The following is a 17,794-nucleotide window of genomic DNA, read 5'->3' as shown; positions in this document are numbered from 1 at the left end:
ATGATGAAGCATAAACACATTGGATTACAAATAATTAAAATAAGTACATAACTTTACACCTCTAATTATTTATTCATTAGTTTACCGCCAATCGTTCTTGCAATTGTGCTAGTTCCTGCCCCAACAATATTCCCAGTTTTAGTACTTGTTTGATTTATATTGCGAACAAAATTCCCTGCGCCACCAGCCTGAATAATCCATCCAGTCACCGTAGGTATGGTAAAGTACCCTATTATGCCAATAATCATAAATATGATATAAACAGTACTTGATGAATCGGGAATAAAATTGGGATCGGATAAACTGTCGATATCCTTTTGGAGTATTAAGGATTGGATCTTGGACAACATCGCACTAAAAAGATCTGAAACGGGTAACCAGAGGTACACACTAATGTACCGAGTCAGCCATTGCGTTAAAGTAGACTGAAATCCATCCCAGACTGAAATCGCAAATGCTATTGGCCCCAATATTGAAAGCACTATTAAGAAGAATGTTCGTATCGTATCTATGACTAGTGCAGCCGCTTGAAAAAGGACTTCAATAAATTCACGAAATCCATCTCGAAACATTTTCTTTAGACTGTAGATCTGCCTTTCCGCGTACATGCTTGACATGGTTACCAAGTCGGAAGGGGTCCATCCGAGTTCATCCAACTTTTTATCAAATTCTTCATCCGATGCTAAATAGGCTGTCTCAGGATTACGAAGCATCGCTTCTCTCTCCAATAGGTCCTTCTGCTGTTGTAAAGCATTTAAATCTAAAACTTGACTTTCTAATATGCTGTGCGTTCCCTGCACTACTGGACTCAATACTCCATTAAGCGTTCCCAATACAATCGTTGGGAAAAATGTAATACAGATACCCAAAGCAAAAGGTCTAAGTAACGGGAACATATCTATTGGTTCGGCACTACTAAGCGCTTGCCAGACTTTTAATGCTACATAAAACAAAGCACCCAATCCAGCCAAACCTTTAGCAACCGCTGCCATATCTGCTGATAATGGCATCATCTCGTCATAGAGCGAACGTAGTACTTCATGAAGATTACTATATTCCATGATTACCAGTATTTCTGGTTAGCGGTTCCGTATAGATCCAATACTCTTTGGCTGTTATTAGCTTTCTTGGCTCGCAGATAACTAACCGAAATATTTTTATTCGTGAAATAACGAACTAAATTGTGGTACTCTTTTACTTTTACATATACCTGGTCAATAATGTCCATTCGTTCTTTATCATTGAGCGACAAGCTGGAAGAGTTTACAATTTGTTTTAACTCTTTCAATAGTTCTGTGCTTTCGTTGAGTAAGATCGAATACCCATTCGCAATTGCTGTTAGTTCCTGCTCATTGAAATTGGGATCGTTCAACATTTTTCCAAAATTCTTTACATACATTTCAGAAACATCGCCAACAAGTAGCACAGTCTGTTGCACTTTTCGAGCATCTTTCACCAGATTGTTTACCGCCTTCAGTTTATCGTAATATTCTTTTCCTTGATTATAGACTTTTTGGACTTCTTTAAAGTTGTTAATCATGTTGGTCGCTGTGGTCGAAGTCTGTATAATCTGTCTTGCTGAATTAACTATTCCTTGAGCCAAATTTGTAGGATCTGTTACCACCCACTGTCCTTTAGCAGTCGGCATGAAAGCGAATAAAATCACCATGCACACCATAATTTTTAAATTTTTCATTGCTATTTGTTTTTAAAATTTTCACTAATTGTTTTCTATTTCCCTTTTCAAAAGGGCAATCCTTTTGATAGCCTGTTCTACGTTTCCATCTAATTGGCTTGCCAATTGCATCACTTCCAACTTTTCTGTTTCTTCAGTGGTATAAGCTAAATATTCCTCGAAACTAACTTCTGTAGCATATACTGCCGAATGCGTACCTCCTAACCCGATCCAAACTTCTTTGTAAAGTCGTTTGGGATCATTGTTCATGTTGATGGAAAGTACTTGCGCTTTTTCTTTTTCAGTCAGACCAATCATGGCCTGGATATCGTCAAATTTGTTCATGTACTTTCTTTGATCCAGCAGTATTTTACAATCCGAATTGTTAATAATACTTTCTTTTACAATGGGAGATTGAATGATATCATCTACTTCTTGCGTTACAACAATGGCTTCTCCAAAAAACTTTCGCACCGTTTTAAAAAGGTATTTGATGTACTCTGCCATCCCTTCTTTTGCAATGGCTTTCCAAGCTTCTTCGATCAGGATTAGTTTTCGTACTCCCTTCAAACGACGCATCTTATTGATAAAAACCTCCATAATGATGATGGTCACAATAGGAAAAAGGATTTTATGATCCTTGATTGCATCTATTTCGAAAACAATAAATCTTTTAGAAAGTAAATCCAGTTGCTTTTCGGAATTCAATAGATAATCATATTCACCTCCTTTGTAATAAGGTTCTAATACATTTAAGAAGTTGGCAATATCAAAGTCTTTTTCTCGTACCTTTTTATCTTCTAATACTTGTCTATAATCTCCTTGTACAAATTCATAAAACCCATTGAAGGAAGGAAATTCATCCTGCTGCTTGATTCGCTCAATGTACCCGCTCACTCCATTTGAAAGTGCCACTTCTTCGGACCGTGTTGGTGGTTCATCATCCCTTTTCCATAAGGTCAATATTAAAGTTTTAATGCTTTCTCTTTTCTCAATATCGAATACGCCATCATCGGTGTAGAAAGGGTTAAAAGCAATCGGATTGTCTTCGGTGTAGGTGAAATAAACGCCATCTTCTCCTTTGGTTTTTCCTTTGATTAATTCACACAATCCTTGATACGAATTTCCTGTATCCACCAACAGCACATGCGCGCCTTGCTCGTAATATTGTCTCACCATATGATTGGTAAAGAAGGATTTCCCTGAACCGGATGGTCCTAATATAAATTTGTTCCTGTTGGTGATAATACCGCGCTTCATCGGCAGATCAGAAATATCCAAATGAATGGGTTTTCCAGTCAGTCGGTCGGCCATCTTGATTCCAAATGGTGAAGGCGAACTTTTATAATTGGTTTCTTCAGTGAAAAAACAAAGTGCAGGTTCAATAAAAGTGTAAAAGCTTTCTTCACTCGGAAAGTCTCCTGCATTGCCTGGCATTCCTGCCCAATAGAGCGTCGCCACATCTGTAGTGTTGTGCCTTGGTTTACATTCCATCAGTGCCAAAGCACTACCAGTGTCGTTCTTTAGTTGTTTTAATTCAACTGGATTATCTGACCATGCCATTACATTGAAGTGTGCCCGAATAGATGCATGTCCAAAAGAATGTGCTTCATTCAAATAGCGTTCGATCCATTCCTTATTGATTTGATTGGCTCGACTATACCGTGCCAAGGAATGCATGTTTCTTGCTGACTTCTCAAACTTGCGCAGGTTGTCTTCACTGTTATCCAAGAAAAGATACTGGTTGTAGATGTGATTGCAGCTTAACAACAATCCAACTGGTGCAGCAAAAGACAACAAACAATCACTTCTGTCTGTAGACAATTTTTCATAATGGGTTTCTGCTGCTACTGAACTAGGCAAATCATCGGTATCGGACAACGTATGCAGACACAATCTTTTGTTTCCTATGCGAACTTCTTCTCCTCCCAAAGCAATATCTTGCAATGGTGTTCCCTCCTCTCTTGAAAGGCTTAGGTACTGTTCCAGTAATCCTTGTTTGCCAGCTGTTCCAATGATATCCTCCTCACTTAATCGTTCCAGTTTTATACAATCGGAATCGTTTACAATTCGCTCAAATTGCGCCACCGATTCCATAAAGCGAGAGATGGTTTCTTTATCTCTTAGCTCTTTTGGGATGAGCACTCCTTTGCAAAGCGAAGAAAAATTACTCTGCATTCGCATACGCTCTTTGGACGTTTTAGTTAAGAACAGATAGCAATAATGATTGAGAAACGGACGCTCATTAAAATGTTGCTGGTAGGATTTTGCCAAAAAACTCAAATCTTCTTTGGCAATATCAGGAGCATAATTTTCTTTGATGTACCAATCCTGTTTGTGCACCACCGTATAATCAGGCAAGGTTTTTATAGCCTTATGCCAAGTAGAATGAATGGCTTCATATTCCGCAGAGGCTACTGTGAAAAGCTCTGGTAGCTGTACTCGAAAACACGCTGTGATATCAGCATCCTTGGAGATAATACAATTATTTTCTACTGCTAGCAACGGAAACTTACTTTCTAGTGTTGTCGCTTTTGATTTATTTCTCATGGCTGATACATTTTGGAATTCAACTGAAAATAGCGATACACAGGCATGCGACAGATAATATATCGTGGATGTCGCTTCTTTGCTCCCACTTTCATCAATCCATGTTCGCCGTACTTTTTGTTCAGTGAAAAAGTTTGCCATACTAATAGCAATCCTCCACCGATGCCGATAAACAGACAGAGATAAGAATTGACGCCTGTCATGTACAAGATTATTACTAGGATAAGCATCCCGAGCAAACCACCTGCGAAGATGAACAAGTACTGCGCTTTCAGTCCTTTGAACTCTACCGTTCTTCCAATGCCTTTATTAATAGTATACGTATTCATAGCGCAAATACTAAAGGAAGAACGAACGTAAAACAGTTGCCGCTACAATCAAAAAGATACAAGCTCCAAACCAACTCGCCGCCGTCTTGCTCGTGTCTGGATCACCGCTACTAAACTTGTTATACACCTTCACCCCACCAATTAGCCCAACTACTGCCCCAATAGCATAAATAAGTTGGGTAGCAGGATCGAAATAAGAAGTAACCATTTGCGTCGCTTCGGTGATTCCTGCTGTTCCGTTTCCTTGTGCTACTGCACTAATTGTTGATAGTATAGTCACTACTAACACTACTTTTTTAACTCGATTTCCCATGATTTGAAAAATTTAAATTGTTCTTTGTTCCTGTACTTTACAGTATTTAAAAACAAATATCATTTGGAAACAGTTGCAGTTTAATATGTTGTCGTTGAGTGGAGTTATTTGGCAGAAGAAGACATGCTAACTTAGTTTGGGATAATAGAATCACTAAATTTGAGTAATCAATACTATTATATTGTAAATCGCAATATGCAATACAGCATGATGAAAGATTGTTAATTGATTCTTCCTCTGTAAATCCGTGAGATTAAATCAAAATAATGGATAATCATTTTTAGTTACTTGGTTGATCCCTCCTAATCCACCTCGTGTCATTAACACACTAAATACTAATTATTTACAGACTAAAATTAGAACACTTCAATTTTATTCTGATGTTAAAAAGTAGATTAAAGTCAATTTTTATTTATCAAAAAAATTCTGTATGTAAATTCTTTTTTTTAATTTTACCCAAAATGGATAAAACTAATTAAGATAAAACATTAAAATGGCAAGTTTTGGTAAATTTATAAAGACAGAACGAGAGAGGAAAGGTTGGAGCCAAACTGAATTTGGAGCTTTAATCAAGATAAATACACCGCTTGTTAGTCGTATCGAAAACGATAAAAAATCGCTTGCTTTAGACAAGGTAAAATTACTAGCTGAAATATTTGAAATAGATTACGAAAAAGTGAAAGATCTATTTTTTGCAGACAAATTTGCAAAAGACGCATATAAATACAAATGTTCTGAAAGTGTTTTCTCTGCTGCAGAAGCACAAACTAAATATTTGAAAGAAATAAACATTACACAAGGTAAACTAACATTCTAATCATAATGAACAACAAAAAACTCATACAAGCATTAGGATTTTTACCTAAAGAAAATACTTCGGAAACGTTTCAAAAGAAATATTCCAAGTCAAACAATTACGCTATTGAAATTGATTTTGAAAAAGAGATTATCAATTTTGGTAATAAAATAAAAGGTGAAAGTAAAACTACTCAAAATTTTTCTCAAGCTGAAAATTGGGTTGTTTTAGAATGTGTGGATAGATTACTCGAAAAAGGATATCAACCACAAAATATAACTTTAGAAAAAACTTGGAAAACAGGACACGGTACAAGTGGAAGACTAGATATTTTAGTTTCCAAAGAAGATAGTTCTGCCTATTTAATGATTGAGTGTAAAACTTGGGGAGCCGAGTTCGAAAAAGAACTTAAAAATTTAGAAAAAAACGGAGGACAACTCTTTACTTATTTTCAGCAAGACAAAAATGCTGATGTTATAATGCTATACGCATCAAAATTAGAAGGTAAAAAAGTTGAATATAAAAATACAATTGTAAAAATTGAAGAGGATTACCGACAAGCAGGAAATGTAAAAGATTTCTTTGAACGTTGGAATAAACTACCTAAGTCAAACGGTGTTTTTGATAGTTGGGTAACTCCTTACGAATTCCAAAGTAAAGCATTAACTAAAAATGATTTAAAAGTATTAAGACAAGAAGATAGTAGTTTTATTTTTAATCGTTTTTTAGAAATACTGAGACATAATGTAGTTTCTGATAAACCTAATGCTTTCAATAAAATTTTCACGCTTTTTCTTTGCAAAATTGTTGACGAAAACAGAAATCAAGACGACCAATTACACTTCCAGTGGCTTGAAGGAGAAGATAATCATATTTCTTTTCAAAAAAGGCTGACAGACCTATACAATAGAGGAATGCTTGAACTTTTAGAAAAGAAAGTAACAGACGTTAGTGATAGTGAATTTGATAAACAATTTTTACAAGTAGAATCTCAATACAAAGACAAATTCAAAGAAATTTTAACTGAAATTCGACTTAAAAAAAACAATGAATTTGCGATAAAAGAAGTATATGATGATGCCTCATTTGAGGAAAATGCGAAAGTGGTAAAGGAAGTGGTAGAACTACTTCAAGTGTATCAAATACGATATAATTACCGTCAACAGTTCTTAAGTGACTTTTTTGAATTGCTTTTAACAACAGGTTTAAAACAAGAATCCGGACAGTTTTTCACACCTGTTCCCATTGCTCGATTTATCATTAAAAGCTTGCCATTTCAGGAAATAACATCACAAAAAATTGAAGTTGGAAATAAAAATGACTTACTACCTACTATAATTGATTATGCAGCAGGAAGTGGGCATTTTATCACTGAATCAATGGAGGTAGTTCAAAATTACATTGACAGCCTTGATGAAAGTTCTTTTAATCCTACGACAAAAAGAGCTATTGAAAAATGGAAAGTTGACCAATTTGATTGGGCGGAGTCTTATGTATATGGTATTGAAAAAGATTACCGATTGGTAAAAACTGCCAAAGTAAGTTGCTATCTTCATGGTGATGGGTTAGCAAAAGTCATTCATGGTGATGGATTGGGGGATTTTGCAACTTCAACAGAATTTAAAGATTTATTGAAAGAAACCGATAAAACCTATCCGCAAGATAACAAGCAATTTGATGTCATTATATCAAATCCACCATATTCTGTTTCGGCTTTTAAAGGATTAATGAATGAAGAAAAATCTAAGATAGCCTTTGATTTATACAATAGATTAACTGACCAAAGTTCTGAAATAGAATGTTTGTTTATTGAACGTACAAAACAGTTATTAAAAGATGGCGGAGTAGCTGGTATCATTTTACCAAGTAGTATTTTGAGTAATACAGGTATTTATACCCAAACAAGAGAAATTCTTTTAAAGCATTTTGAAATTTTAGGTATTGCCGAATTAGGCTCTAATACCTTTATGGCAACAGGAACAAATACGGTTACTTTATTTTTAAGACGCAGAAACAACGCAGATGCTTACAATGTAGAGGAAGCTATAAAAAAATGTTTTGTTAACCTACAAGATGTTACCATTAACGGTATTGAAAAACCGCTAAAAAAATATGTTGCTCACGTTTGGGATAGCATTTCTTTTGAAGATTATAAAACATTGCTGCAGAAATCACCGAACAAAACTATTGAACAACACGAAATTTATAAAGAATATACCAAGAAGATAAAAGCTAAAAATGAAACTGAACTTTGGACTGCAATTTTAGCCATTGAGCAAGATAAATTGCTTTATTTTATTTTGGCATATCCTCAAAAATTAGTGTTGGTAAAAACAGGCGAAAAAAACGAAGAAAAACGTTTCTTAGGTTATGAATTTAGCAACCGTAGAGGTAGCGAGGGTATTCATGCTATACAACGAAGTAAAAGCATAGATGAATGTACTGAATTGTATGATGCTGATAGTTTTACTAACCCAGAAAAGGCGAGTACTTATATTTATAAAGCATTCTTGGGAGAATTTGATTTAGAATTACCAGAAAATTTGAAACAGAACTTAAGTTACCACAACTTGGTAGATATGTTCACTTTTGATCGTGTGGATTTTGAAAAAAACATTTCACTTTCTGCTAAAAAAAAAATAGTAATTGATAGTAAATTTGATCAAGAAAAGGTTGAAAATGTATTTGTAGAAATTAAAAATGGTAAAAATGTAGAGCAGTTTGATTTAAAAGGGAAATATCGAGTTTCACGTATAGAAACAATTGCTGACGCAACATTTAATTTAAAGGCAACAAAATGGACAAATGATAATGTTTCTGAGAATGATTTTCTTCAAAAAGGAGACATACTTTTAAGTCATATTAACAGTGTTTCACATTTAGGTAAAACAGCTTTATTTAATTTGGATGAAAAAGTTGTTCATGGTGTAAATTTGTTAAGGTTTCGTCCAAATCAAAAACTAGTAATTCCTAAATATATTTCTGAAATATTTAAAGTTAACCTATTTATTTCTGAAATGCAGAAATATGCAATTAAAGCCGCAAATCAAGCAAGTATTAATGCGACAAATATAAAAAATCTTAAAATTCCACTACCGCCACTAGATATTCAGAAAAAAATAGTTTCTGAAATTGAAGTATTGGAGGAGCACCAGAAAAAAGCAGTTGAGGAGATTGAAAAACTTAAAATTGAAATTGAAACCAATTTCAAAAATAGTCATGGGAAGCAAAAAAGATTAGACGAAGTCTGTGAATTGAAGTCTGGAAATTTTGTAAAGGCGGGTAATATAAATAAAATGTTTAGTTCAGAACTTTACCCTTGTTATGGTGGAAATGGACTTAGAGGTTATACAGAAAGTTTTACAAATGATGGAAAGTTTTCTTTAGTTGGGCGACAAGGGGCATTATGTGGGAATGTTCATTTGGTTTCAGGAAAATTTCACGCAACAGAACATGCATTAGTTGCTTATCCTAAAGAAGAGGTAGATGTTATTTGGTTACATTATCAATTAGTATTTATGAATTTGAATCAATATGCAACAGGAACTGCTCAACCAGGGCTTTCTGTAATGAATTTAAATCCGATAGAAATTTCTGTACCAACAATTTCAGAACAAAATAAGATTGTTAAAGCAATAGAAAAGATAGAAACCAAAATATCTGAATTGGAAAAGAATATTGCGGACATTCCAAAACAGAAAGAAGCTATATTAAAGAAGTATTTGTAGTGTAAATGAAAGCCAAATTTGTTCAAACATTTTTGGCTTTTCTTTTTTTTAGATAAACAGATCTCACACAAACTCCCCAATATCAAAATCTTCCAAATTATTTTTGTGCAAAAAAGAAAAACCAGAATCCGTTTCTGAAAAAACTGTACCGTCTAGCAGCTTGGCTATTTTTTGAGAAGCATCTTCGATAGAATTTTCCAATAGGTCGAATAATTCGGTTCCTTGTATTTTCTGAAGTAGGACTGTTGCTGTTTCCTTTTGAGAGGGTATCATTTTCTCTTTTTTCAACAACGTTTTTACAGTGCTTAACTCTTCAAAGGTAACCCCTTGGGCAAAACCATTATCGCCATTGAATATTCCATAACTATTCCATTCTTCCTCCTCATTCTCAAAATCAGGTACATTCCCAAAAACTTCATCCAGCTCTTCTTGTGGAATTTGTAATTCGACTTTAACTTCGTCGATTTCTATATCAAAATTATCATTAAAACGATCTTCTTTTTGCACTTGACCGTCATAGGACTCCTTTGGCACTGAAAGGCTTCTTTGAAGCTTAGACTGTCCCATAATATCAGGTAGACTAGAATTGACTTTCTCTTGATTTGGTTGATGCTTATGGTGTTTTTTAATGACAATTTTATCCTTTGCCAAAAGGAAAATGACGATGAGCAAACAAATTACAATTACAGTTTCCATTCTATTTAGTTTTATAGATTGTTTAAAAAATCGGCTTGTTTCTCTCATTGAAAAATTCCTGGATTTCGGTTCCAAAATCATTAAAATGCTGTTCTAAAATGTTATCGATATAGGAATACAATGTTGTTTTCTCTTCCCTTGTCAATTGAACAATTCGAAGGAGTCGTTCGTGGTATTCAGGTCTTATGTACACAACTTTACCACTACGACCAGACGGATATCTGTTAGTGAGAAATACTTCTTCATAGTTTCGTTTCTTTAGAGTGCTTGCACGAATTTTCTCTTTAGGCTTATTTTCCTTAGCTTCGATACTTTGACTTGTGCTTTTATCATTATTAACCGCTTCATCCCCACTCATAATATTCATGAGGTAATCTTCATCTACAACTGGTTTTTGAAAACCCTTATGCTTTTTATCAGATTCCATACAAGAAAAGATTTAAGAGTTTATGATTTTCAGAAATTCATTTACAAAAAGATCAAGCTTAGTTATCTTCATCAAATTAGGCTCAGCAGGAAGCAAGCTAGATCTAAAGATATAATTACTAGTATCATCCGTTTCCTTGCGGAAACGCTTACTATCCATTATTCTTGACTCCATTATAGAAAGACCCAATTCTTCTATTACACCTTGATAGGCCTTATACAAACTAGTCTTTTCCCTCCTATCCACTTGGTTCCAAAACAGCCAAAATTTTAAGTTCTTGTTGCCTCCATGTGTTTCTGGAAGTTGCAAAAATGCTTTGGCAAAGCCTAATGTACTTTCTACTACCAAGCGATCGGCAGTAATGGGTGAAAAGATGAAGTCCATTGCTTTTAATGTGGTCAAAACTCCCTTGGTTTTGGCAGTTCCTGGAAGATCAAACAAAATAATGTTCCAATCACTATTGGACTGATCTATATATTCTGATGCTTTTTCTAGCGCATTTTCGGCCTTACAACGAATGACAGGAAATGCTTTTTTATCAATTGACTGAAACTGCTTCATTGCCGCTCTCTTATGATGCTCATTTTGCATCACCGTTTTAAGATCTCTGTCTCTCATATTACTGAGACTATGCTGCGGAAAATCACAGTCCAACACCAGCACATTATATCCCAATCGATAGTGAAGCACACTAGCTAACAAGGTTGTCATTGTAGACTTCCCTACTCCTCCCTTTTGGGTAGAGAAACTAATTTTTAAAGTTTTATTTATTGTTTCCATTACTTATAATTTTAAAGTTATCTATTTGCTAAATTGCTTTGCTGTACGGCTGCATGCCTTCTTGTATTTCCATACAAGTTTTTGCCCTATTTATTTGCTTTAAGTATGTGATTATCTACAATTGTAGATTCATACAATTTCCAACAGCTATGCCTTGTTTATTAGTAATAGGTACGCTCATTTGTTTTACTGCTTTTATGCTTTTATAGTTGCATAGTTGTACAACTGTATGGTTTTATACTTTACTGAATACTTGCTTACTCCTAAACCTTGGCTTTTGTGTTTGAAATTGGATATAGAATTGTTTTTAAATATCCTTTTACAACTTTGAAACAAAGAAAGCTGGTAACTCCAAACCATCTCAGAACGATGAACTCGTTGGCGCTAGATGGCCTTATTTGGCAACACTTACCACTACACCATTCTAAAATTCAATGATTTACTTTGTTAAAGAAGTGAATAAATTAAAAAATGAAAGGCCCAAATCTATATTTGAATAAGAACAGGAACGGCTTAAAGCCGTTTTTCCCTGCTTTATTAAATCTGTCCCGAAGGGCAGATTATCTGTTCACCAGAACAGAGCAAGTTGTGTTTTGAGGCACTCGAAATGAATTCCGTGCCTCAAAACAACTTGCCGCTGCCGCGGGGCTTAAAACTCCCTCCGAAGTCGGGGTTTTCTAAAAATTAAAATTGGAATGATGATGGAGAATCAACAAGACAAAAAGCAACACAAAGGCGGTAGGAATCCTAAAAAGGATCCTAGCATCCACCGTTATGTTTTTCGATTAACGGACCAGGAAAATGCTAAATTCCTTTCTCTTTTTGAAGCTACAGGAGCGGATAATAAAGCACTATTTATCACTTCTCTCTTATTCGAAAAGCAAATAAAAACGGTAAAAGTAGATCTGGCAACAATGGATTACTACATGCGCTTAACCACTTTGTATGGTCAGTTTCGCGCTATTGGTGTTAATTACAATCAAATTGTCAAGATATTGTACCGTAATTTTTCTGAAAAGAAAGCCGGAGCCTATCTCTTTAAATTAGAAAAACAAACGATCGAGTTAGCGCAATTATGTCGTGCCATAACACAATTAACAGCAGAGTTTGAATTAAAACATTTGAAAAAAGAAGAAAAATGATAGCAAAAATTGGTCGTGGAGCAAATATTATTGGCGCACTTTCTTATAACCAATTAAAAGTAAATCAAGAAAATGGATCAGTTTTATCAACTTATAGAATAAGAGAATCGGTCAATGGAGAGTTTACTGTTAACCAATTATATAGTTCCTTCGAACCGTATTTAATGGCAAACAAGCGAACAGAAAAACCTGTTTTGCATATTTCTCTTAACCCAAACCCAAAAGATAGTGTTAGTGATGAAAACTTTAAAAAAATCGCACAAGACTATATGGAACTTATGGGCTATGGAGACCAGCCTTATGTTGTTTTTAAGCATACCGATATTGAACGAACTCACATTCATATCGTTTCGACTTGCGTGGATCGTTACGGCAAAAAATTATCTGATTCCTATGAAAAATTACGTTCCATGAATGCCTGCCGTGCATTGGAACAAAAATATCAATTACTTCCTGCAACTGAAAAGAATCAAAATCCGAAGGAAGTAATTTTTAAACCTGTTGATTACAAAGAAGCCAATGTAAAAAGTCAAATAGCATCTGTAATTCGACATCTGCCTAAGTATTACCAGTATCAAAGTTTAGGAGCTTATAATGCGCTACTTTCTCTTTTTAATATTACTGCTGAGCAAATAGCGGGTGAATTACAAGGTCAGTCTAAACAAGGACTTGTTTATTTTGCACTAAATGAAAAAGGAGAAAAAACGACAAATCCTTTCAAATCCTCTCTTTTTGGAAAACAGGCTGGCATGGATAGTTTGCAAAAGCATTTCGAACAATCGAAAGAGAAGATGAAAATAGAACCATCTAAAGACATCCTGAAAAATTCGATAGAGGTTGCCATGCATACCACGAATAATGAAACTGATTTTAAGAAGCAACTAGTCGATCAAGGAGTTAACACCATTGTTCGAAGAAATGATCAAGGTCGTATATACGGAATGACTTTTATTGACCATGAATCGCGCACTGTTTGGATTGGATCCCAGTTAAGTAAAAATTTATCTGCCAACGTTTTTAATGATTTATGGAAAAATGAAGGGATTCAAAAAGTTCAAAATGAGATACAGCATACCAAAACAATTTCATCCGAATCTAGTAAAAATGAATCCAAACCAGAAACAGAAAAACCACATGCTCTTTTTGATTTTCTTAATGGAAATCATTCAACCCATTCTAATACTGATTTCGGACTTATAACAAGCCTTGGAAGTTTATTACCAATTACTCAAGGTGAAGATTATGAAGAACAAACATTTGCTAATCAAATAAAGAAAAGGACAAAACGTAACAATCAGCGCGGCAAGAAATAGTTTAGCGAGACATTCATCGCCAACCGATGCCCACGGAAGCCAATTGACTTAGGTTATTTGAAGTTCGATCTACTTTCGCTCGTTACATTTTAACTTTTCAATTATGCAAGGAGAAGACGATTTAAGAGGACTCGCCAAAATAATGGCTTTCATGCGCGCTGTAAGTATCCTTCTAGTACTCATGCACTTTTATTGGTTTTGTTATAGTTTTTTCTTAGAAAAGGGCTGGACGTTACAAATCATTAACAAGATACTAGGTAATTTTCAACGGACTGCAAGTCTATTCTCTCATACCATCTATACCAAGATTTTTGCTTTAATATTGTTAGTTTTAAGTTGTTTAGGAACGAAAGGAGCTAAAAACGAAAAAATTAGCTGGTCTAAAATAGCTAGTGCGGTAGTCATTGGATTTATACTTTTCTTTCTCAACACACCATTGCTGAAGTTGTCTGCTGCTACAGCTATTTCTTTATACATATTCACTACCTCAGCGGGCTATATTTCGTTAATGATGGCTGGAGTTTGGATCAGTCGACTACTGCGTACCAATCTTATGAACGATGTTTTTAATAATGAAAATGAAAGTTTCATGCAAGAAACCAAATTGATGCAAAATGAATATTCCGTTAATCTACCAACCAAATTTTATTACAAAGGCAGATGGAACGAAGGATGGATTAATGTGGTAAATCCATTTCGAGCCTCCATCGTTTTAGGAACACCAGGATCTGGTAAGAGTTATGCCATTATAAACAACTATATCAAGCAGCATATCGAGAAAGGATTTTCGATGTACATCTATGATTTCAAATTCGATGATCTATCTACCATTGCATACAATCATTTACTAAAACATTCGGACAAGTATCAAGTTAAACCAAAATTCTATATTATCAACTTTGACGATCCTAGCAGAAGTCATCGTTGCAATCCCATCAATCCAGATTTTATGACTGACATCTCAGATGCTTATGAATCAGCCTATACCATCATGTTGAATCTTAACCGCAGTTGGATACAAAAACAAGGCGATTTCTTTGTTGAATCTCCTATTATATTATTAGCCGCTATTATCTGGTTTCTAAAAATTTATGATAATGGAAAGTATTGTCCGTTTCCACATGCCATTGAGTTACTCAACAAGAAATATGTTGATGTTTTCACGATCCTTACTTCCTATCCTGATCTCGAAAATTATTTGTCACCGTTTATGGATGCTTGGCAAGGTGGCGCACAAGATCAATTGCAAGGACAAATCGCTTCCGCAAAAATTCCTCTGTCTCGGATGATTTCGCCTCAACTATATTGGGTAATGACTGGAGATGACTTTTCGTTGGACATTAATAATCCGGACGAACCTAAAATTCTTTGTGTTGGAAACAATCCTGATAGACAAAATATTTATTCTGCTGCCTTGGGTTTGTACAATTCGAGAATTATAAAACTCATCAATAAGAAAGGAAAATTAAAAAGTTCGGTGATAATTGATGAGTTGCCAACAATCTACTTTAGAGGACTAGATAATTTAATTGCCACAGCTAGAAGTAATAAAGTAGCGGTATGTTTGGGATTTCAAGATTATTCGCAACTGACACGTGATTATGGCGACAAGGAAAGTAAGGTTATCCAAAATACGGTGGGCAACATCTTTAGTGGTCAGGTTGTGGGCGAAACGGCCAAAAGCTTATCGGAACGGTTTGGCAAAGTATTACAGAAACGCCAGAGTTTAACCATCAATCGAAATGACAAATCAACCTCAATATCTACACAATTAGACAGTTTGATACCCGCATCAAAAATCTCCACGCTTACGCAAGGTGTGTTTGTAGGAGCTGTTTCAGATAATTTTGACGAACGTATTGAACAGAAAATTTTCCATTCTGAAATTGTGGTAGACAATGAAAAAGTAGCAACAGAAACGAAGGCTTATAAAAAGATACCCGTTATTTCACCTTTCGTTGATGAAAATGGACAGGATAATATGAAAGTCGAAATTGAAGCTAATTACAAACAGATTAAGCGTGATGTTGTTCTCATTATAGAAAGTGAATTGGAACGCATTAAAAACGATCCTGATTTGCAACATTTGGTGCAAGAGGGTTGAAATAATTAACTTTAAATAGAAAAAACAATTATTCAATGTTTGTTATTATGTACATATTTACTATTTTTGTTCATATTAATGAACATTTATAGCAATGAGCGCAAAAAAGCAAGTCTTATTCCCTAAACATCAACTCCTTTTAGAGCAAATGGGTGAGAATATTAAATTGGCTCGAAAAAGAAGAAAACTCACTGCAATACAAATTGCTGAAAGAGCCGATATTGCTAGAACCACTTTATACCAAATAGAAAAAGGAAATTCTAGTGTGGCAATAGGTGCCTATTTTAATGTTCTGAGAGTACTAGGTTTGCAAGACGATTTTTTAAAAATAGCTGCTGACGACGAACTAGGTAGAAAACTTCAAGACCTTAACCTATTAAAGTAATCCCTTGCTAGAAACAAATTAAACTGATCACTTATTCAAAACACAAAACATGTCACAAAGTAAAACCGACATCTACGTTTACGCCCATTGGCAAGAAATGCAAGAACCTAAATTAATAGGTATCTTATCTGCACAACAAGCGAAAGGTAAAAAAGCATTTAGTTTTGAATACCATGGAAACTGGCTCAAAACTGAACAAAAATTCCTTTTGGATCCAGACATCCAATTATATGGTGGTCCACAATACTCGAACCAAAAAGAAAATTTCGGTATTTTTTTAGACAGCATGCCTGATACTTGGGGACGCACCTTAATGAAACGTCGAGAAGCTCAACTTGCTAGAGAAAGGAGCGAAAAGCCAAAAATACTCTATGACATTGATTTTCTATTAGGAGTTTATGATGAAAGTCGTATGGGAGCATTACGCTTTAAAATTGAACCTAATGGTGATTTTTTAGATAACAATAAAAACGCTTCTACCCCGCCATGGTCCTCTATCCGAGAACTCCAAAATGCAGCCGCTAATTTCGAAAACGACAAAGATAATGAAGAAGTGAATAAGTGGCTTTCTGTACTTATGGCACCTGGATCTTCATTAGGTGGTGCAAGACCCAAAGCGAACATTTTAGACAACGACAAAAGTCTTTGGATTGCTAAATTTCCCTCCAAAACAGATACTGTAGACAAAGCAGCTTGGGAATTTTTAGCCTATAAATTAGCTATCAGTGCCGGAATCAACATGGCGCGCTGCCGAATTGAAAAAATCATGGGCAACCACAATACTTTCTTTACTAAACGCTTTGACAGGGAGAATGGAGAAAGAATTCATTTTGCTTCGGCTATGACTATGACAGACAACAATGAAGATACTATAAGAGACAATCCCGCAAGTTATTTAGATATTGCCGAATTCATCAGCAATCAAGGTGCGAACGTAGAAGAGAATTTACACCAACTATGGCGCAGAATCGTTTTTAATATCGCCATTTCTAACACCGACGATCATTTGCGTAACCATGGATTTATTTTAACCAAAGAGGGCTGGATACTCTCCCCTGCTTACGACCTTAACCCCTCCATAGACAAAGATGGTTTGGCTCTTAATATTGATATGGATAACAATGCACTGGATTTTGAATTAGCTAAAAGTGTTGGGGAGTACTTTAGATTGAATGGTTTACAAATGGAAAACATAATTCAAGAAGTCCTTCAAGTTACGACCAACTGGAAAACAATAGCCACAGAAATAGGAATTTCTAGAGTAGAGATAGAAATGATGGAAAAGGCTTTTAATTATTAGTGATAGTTTAAAGAATCAGTCTCGCTCCAGTCATTCTCTTTGCTCCGTTCGGCAGCTCCAGTCGGTATGCCTTCATGCTGTAAGGTGTAAACGAAATCTGTTTTTTGGCATACCTACCCTTCGCAGGCACTCCACAGCCCATAAAAAAAACAGCAACTTAAAAATAAGCAACTGTTTTTTTTAGGCTGTTCCATTCCTCAGCGCCGCACGTTCATTCCTTGCGTTCGGTCAGGCTTATATAAGCTGGATAAAGCTT

At 35.1% G+C, this 17,794-nt stretch carries 15 protein-coding genes; 7 read left to right on the top strand and 8 right to left on the bottom strand.

The annotated features are described in order from the left end of the window. Window positions 1-65: 65 nt before the first annotated feature. The 5 genes from traJ to H8R24_RS08010 are packed head-to-tail and all read right to left on the bottom strand — an operon-like array spanning window position 66 to window position 4,867. On the bottom strand, window positions 66-1,061 hold the full coding sequence (gene traJ, locus H8R24_RS08030; protein WP_187018062.1) for a conjugative transposon protein TraJ: 996 nt from the start codon (window positions 1,059-1,061) through the stop codon (window positions 66-68). A gap of 2 nt (window positions 1,062-1,063) precedes the next feature. Further along, the gene (locus tag H8R24_RS08025) at window positions 1,064-1,696 is read right to left on the bottom strand and encodes a DUF4141 domain-containing protein (protein WP_187018063.1); all 633 of its coding nucleotides are present in this window, start codon (window positions 1,694-1,696) and stop codon (window positions 1,064-1,066) included. A 24-nt stretch (window positions 1,697-1,720) separates the two neighbouring features. Then, entirely contained in the window at window positions 1,721-4,225 is a 2,505-nt protein-coding gene (locus H8R24_RS08020) for a TraG family conjugative transposon ATPase (RefSeq protein ID WP_187018064.1), read from the bottom strand. Next, window positions 4,222-4,554 (bottom strand): DUF4133 domain-containing protein, encoded by a 333-nt coding sequence (locus H8R24_RS08015; protein WP_187018065.1) that lies wholly within the window; start codon window positions 4,552-4,554, stop codon window positions 4,222-4,224. The genes H8R24_RS08020 and H8R24_RS08015 overlap by 4 nt, the downstream gene beginning before the upstream one ends. A gap of 10 nt (window positions 4,555-4,564) precedes the next feature. Further along, window positions 4,565-4,867, bottom strand: coding sequence for a DUF4134 domain-containing protein (locus H8R24_RS08010; protein ID WP_187018066.1), 303 nt, complete (start codon window positions 4,865-4,867; stop codon window positions 4,565-4,567). A gap of 493 nt (window positions 4,868-5,360) precedes the next feature. Between H8R24_RS08010 and H8R24_RS08005 the strand changes: the two genes are divergently transcribed. Next, on the top strand, window positions 5,361-5,684 hold the full coding sequence (locus H8R24_RS08005) for a helix-turn-helix domain-containing protein (RefSeq protein WP_187018067.1): 324 nt from the start codon (window positions 5,361-5,363) through the stop codon (window positions 5,682-5,684). 5 nt (window positions 5,685-5,689) lie between these two features. Next, entirely contained in the window at window positions 5,690-9,391 is a 3,702-nt protein-coding gene (locus H8R24_RS08000; RefSeq protein ID WP_187018068.1) for a restriction endonuclease subunit S, read from the top strand. Between the two features lie 63 nt (window positions 9,392-9,454). Here H8R24_RS08000 and H8R24_RS07995 read toward each other — a convergent pair whose 3' ends face one another. From H8R24_RS07995 to H8R24_RS07985, 3 genes are read right to left on the bottom strand one after another with little or no spacing between them, the layout of a single operon-like run. Next, window positions 9,455-10,087, bottom strand: a complete 633-nt coding sequence (locus tag H8R24_RS07995; RefSeq protein WP_187018069.1) for a conjugal transfer protein TraD — start codon at window positions 10,085-10,087, stop codon at window positions 9,455-9,457. Between the two features lie 22 nt (window positions 10,088-10,109). Next, window positions 10,110-10,514, bottom strand: coding sequence for a DUF3408 domain-containing protein (locus H8R24_RS07990; RefSeq protein ID WP_187018070.1), 405 nt, complete (start codon window positions 10,512-10,514; stop codon window positions 10,110-10,112). Between the two features lie 12 nt (window positions 10,515-10,526). Next, window positions 10,527-11,294, bottom strand: coding sequence for a ParA family protein (locus H8R24_RS07985; protein WP_187018071.1), 768 nt, complete (start codon window positions 11,292-11,294; stop codon window positions 10,527-10,529). Between the two features lie 695 nt (window positions 11,295-11,989). On the opposite strand from H8R24_RS07985, the gene mobA reads away from it, so the two are divergent. From mobA to H8R24_RS07960, 5 genes are all read left to right on the top strand, one after another. After that, window positions 11,990-12,436: a conjugal transfer protein MobA gene (gene mobA / locus H8R24_RS07980; protein ID WP_187018072.1), complete on the top strand. Its 447-nt coding sequence runs from the start codon at window positions 11,990-11,992 to the stop codon at window positions 12,434-12,436. Continuing rightward, complete coding sequence (gene mobB / locus H8R24_RS07975; protein WP_187018073.1) at window positions 12,433-13,749, top strand: conjugal transfer protein MobB; 1,317 nt, start codon at window positions 12,433-12,435, stop codon at window positions 13,747-13,749. The genes mobA and mobB overlap by 4 nt, the downstream gene beginning before the upstream one ends. Window positions 13,750-13,852: 103 nt before the next feature. Beyond that, window positions 13,853-15,853 (top strand): conjugal transfer protein MobC, encoded by a 2,001-nt coding sequence (gene mobC, locus H8R24_RS07970; RefSeq protein ID WP_187018074.1) that lies wholly within the window; start codon window positions 13,853-13,855, stop codon window positions 15,851-15,853. A gap of 94 nt (window positions 15,854-15,947) precedes the next feature. Then, window positions 15,948-16,238 carry a helix-turn-helix domain-containing protein gene (locus H8R24_RS07965; RefSeq protein WP_187018075.1) on the top strand — a complete coding sequence of 97 codons (291 nt, stop codon included), beginning with the start codon at window positions 15,948-15,950 and terminating at the stop codon, window positions 16,236-16,238. 49 nt (window positions 16,239-16,287) lie between these two features. Then, a complete protein-coding gene (locus H8R24_RS07960; RefSeq protein WP_187018076.1) occupies window positions 16,288-17,538 on the top strand; it encodes a type II toxin-antitoxin system HipA family toxin in 1,251 nt (416 codons plus the stop codon). Window positions 17,539-17,794 lie beyond the last annotated feature (256 nt).

Source organism: Flavobacterium muglaense (genome assembly GCF_014305155.1).
Lineage (GTDB): Bacteria > Bacteroidota > Bacteroidia > Flavobacteriales > Flavobacteriaceae > Flavobacterium > Flavobacterium muglaense.
Note: the sequence above shows the minus strand (reverse complement) of the source record. Positions and strands in the feature narration are given on the sequence as shown.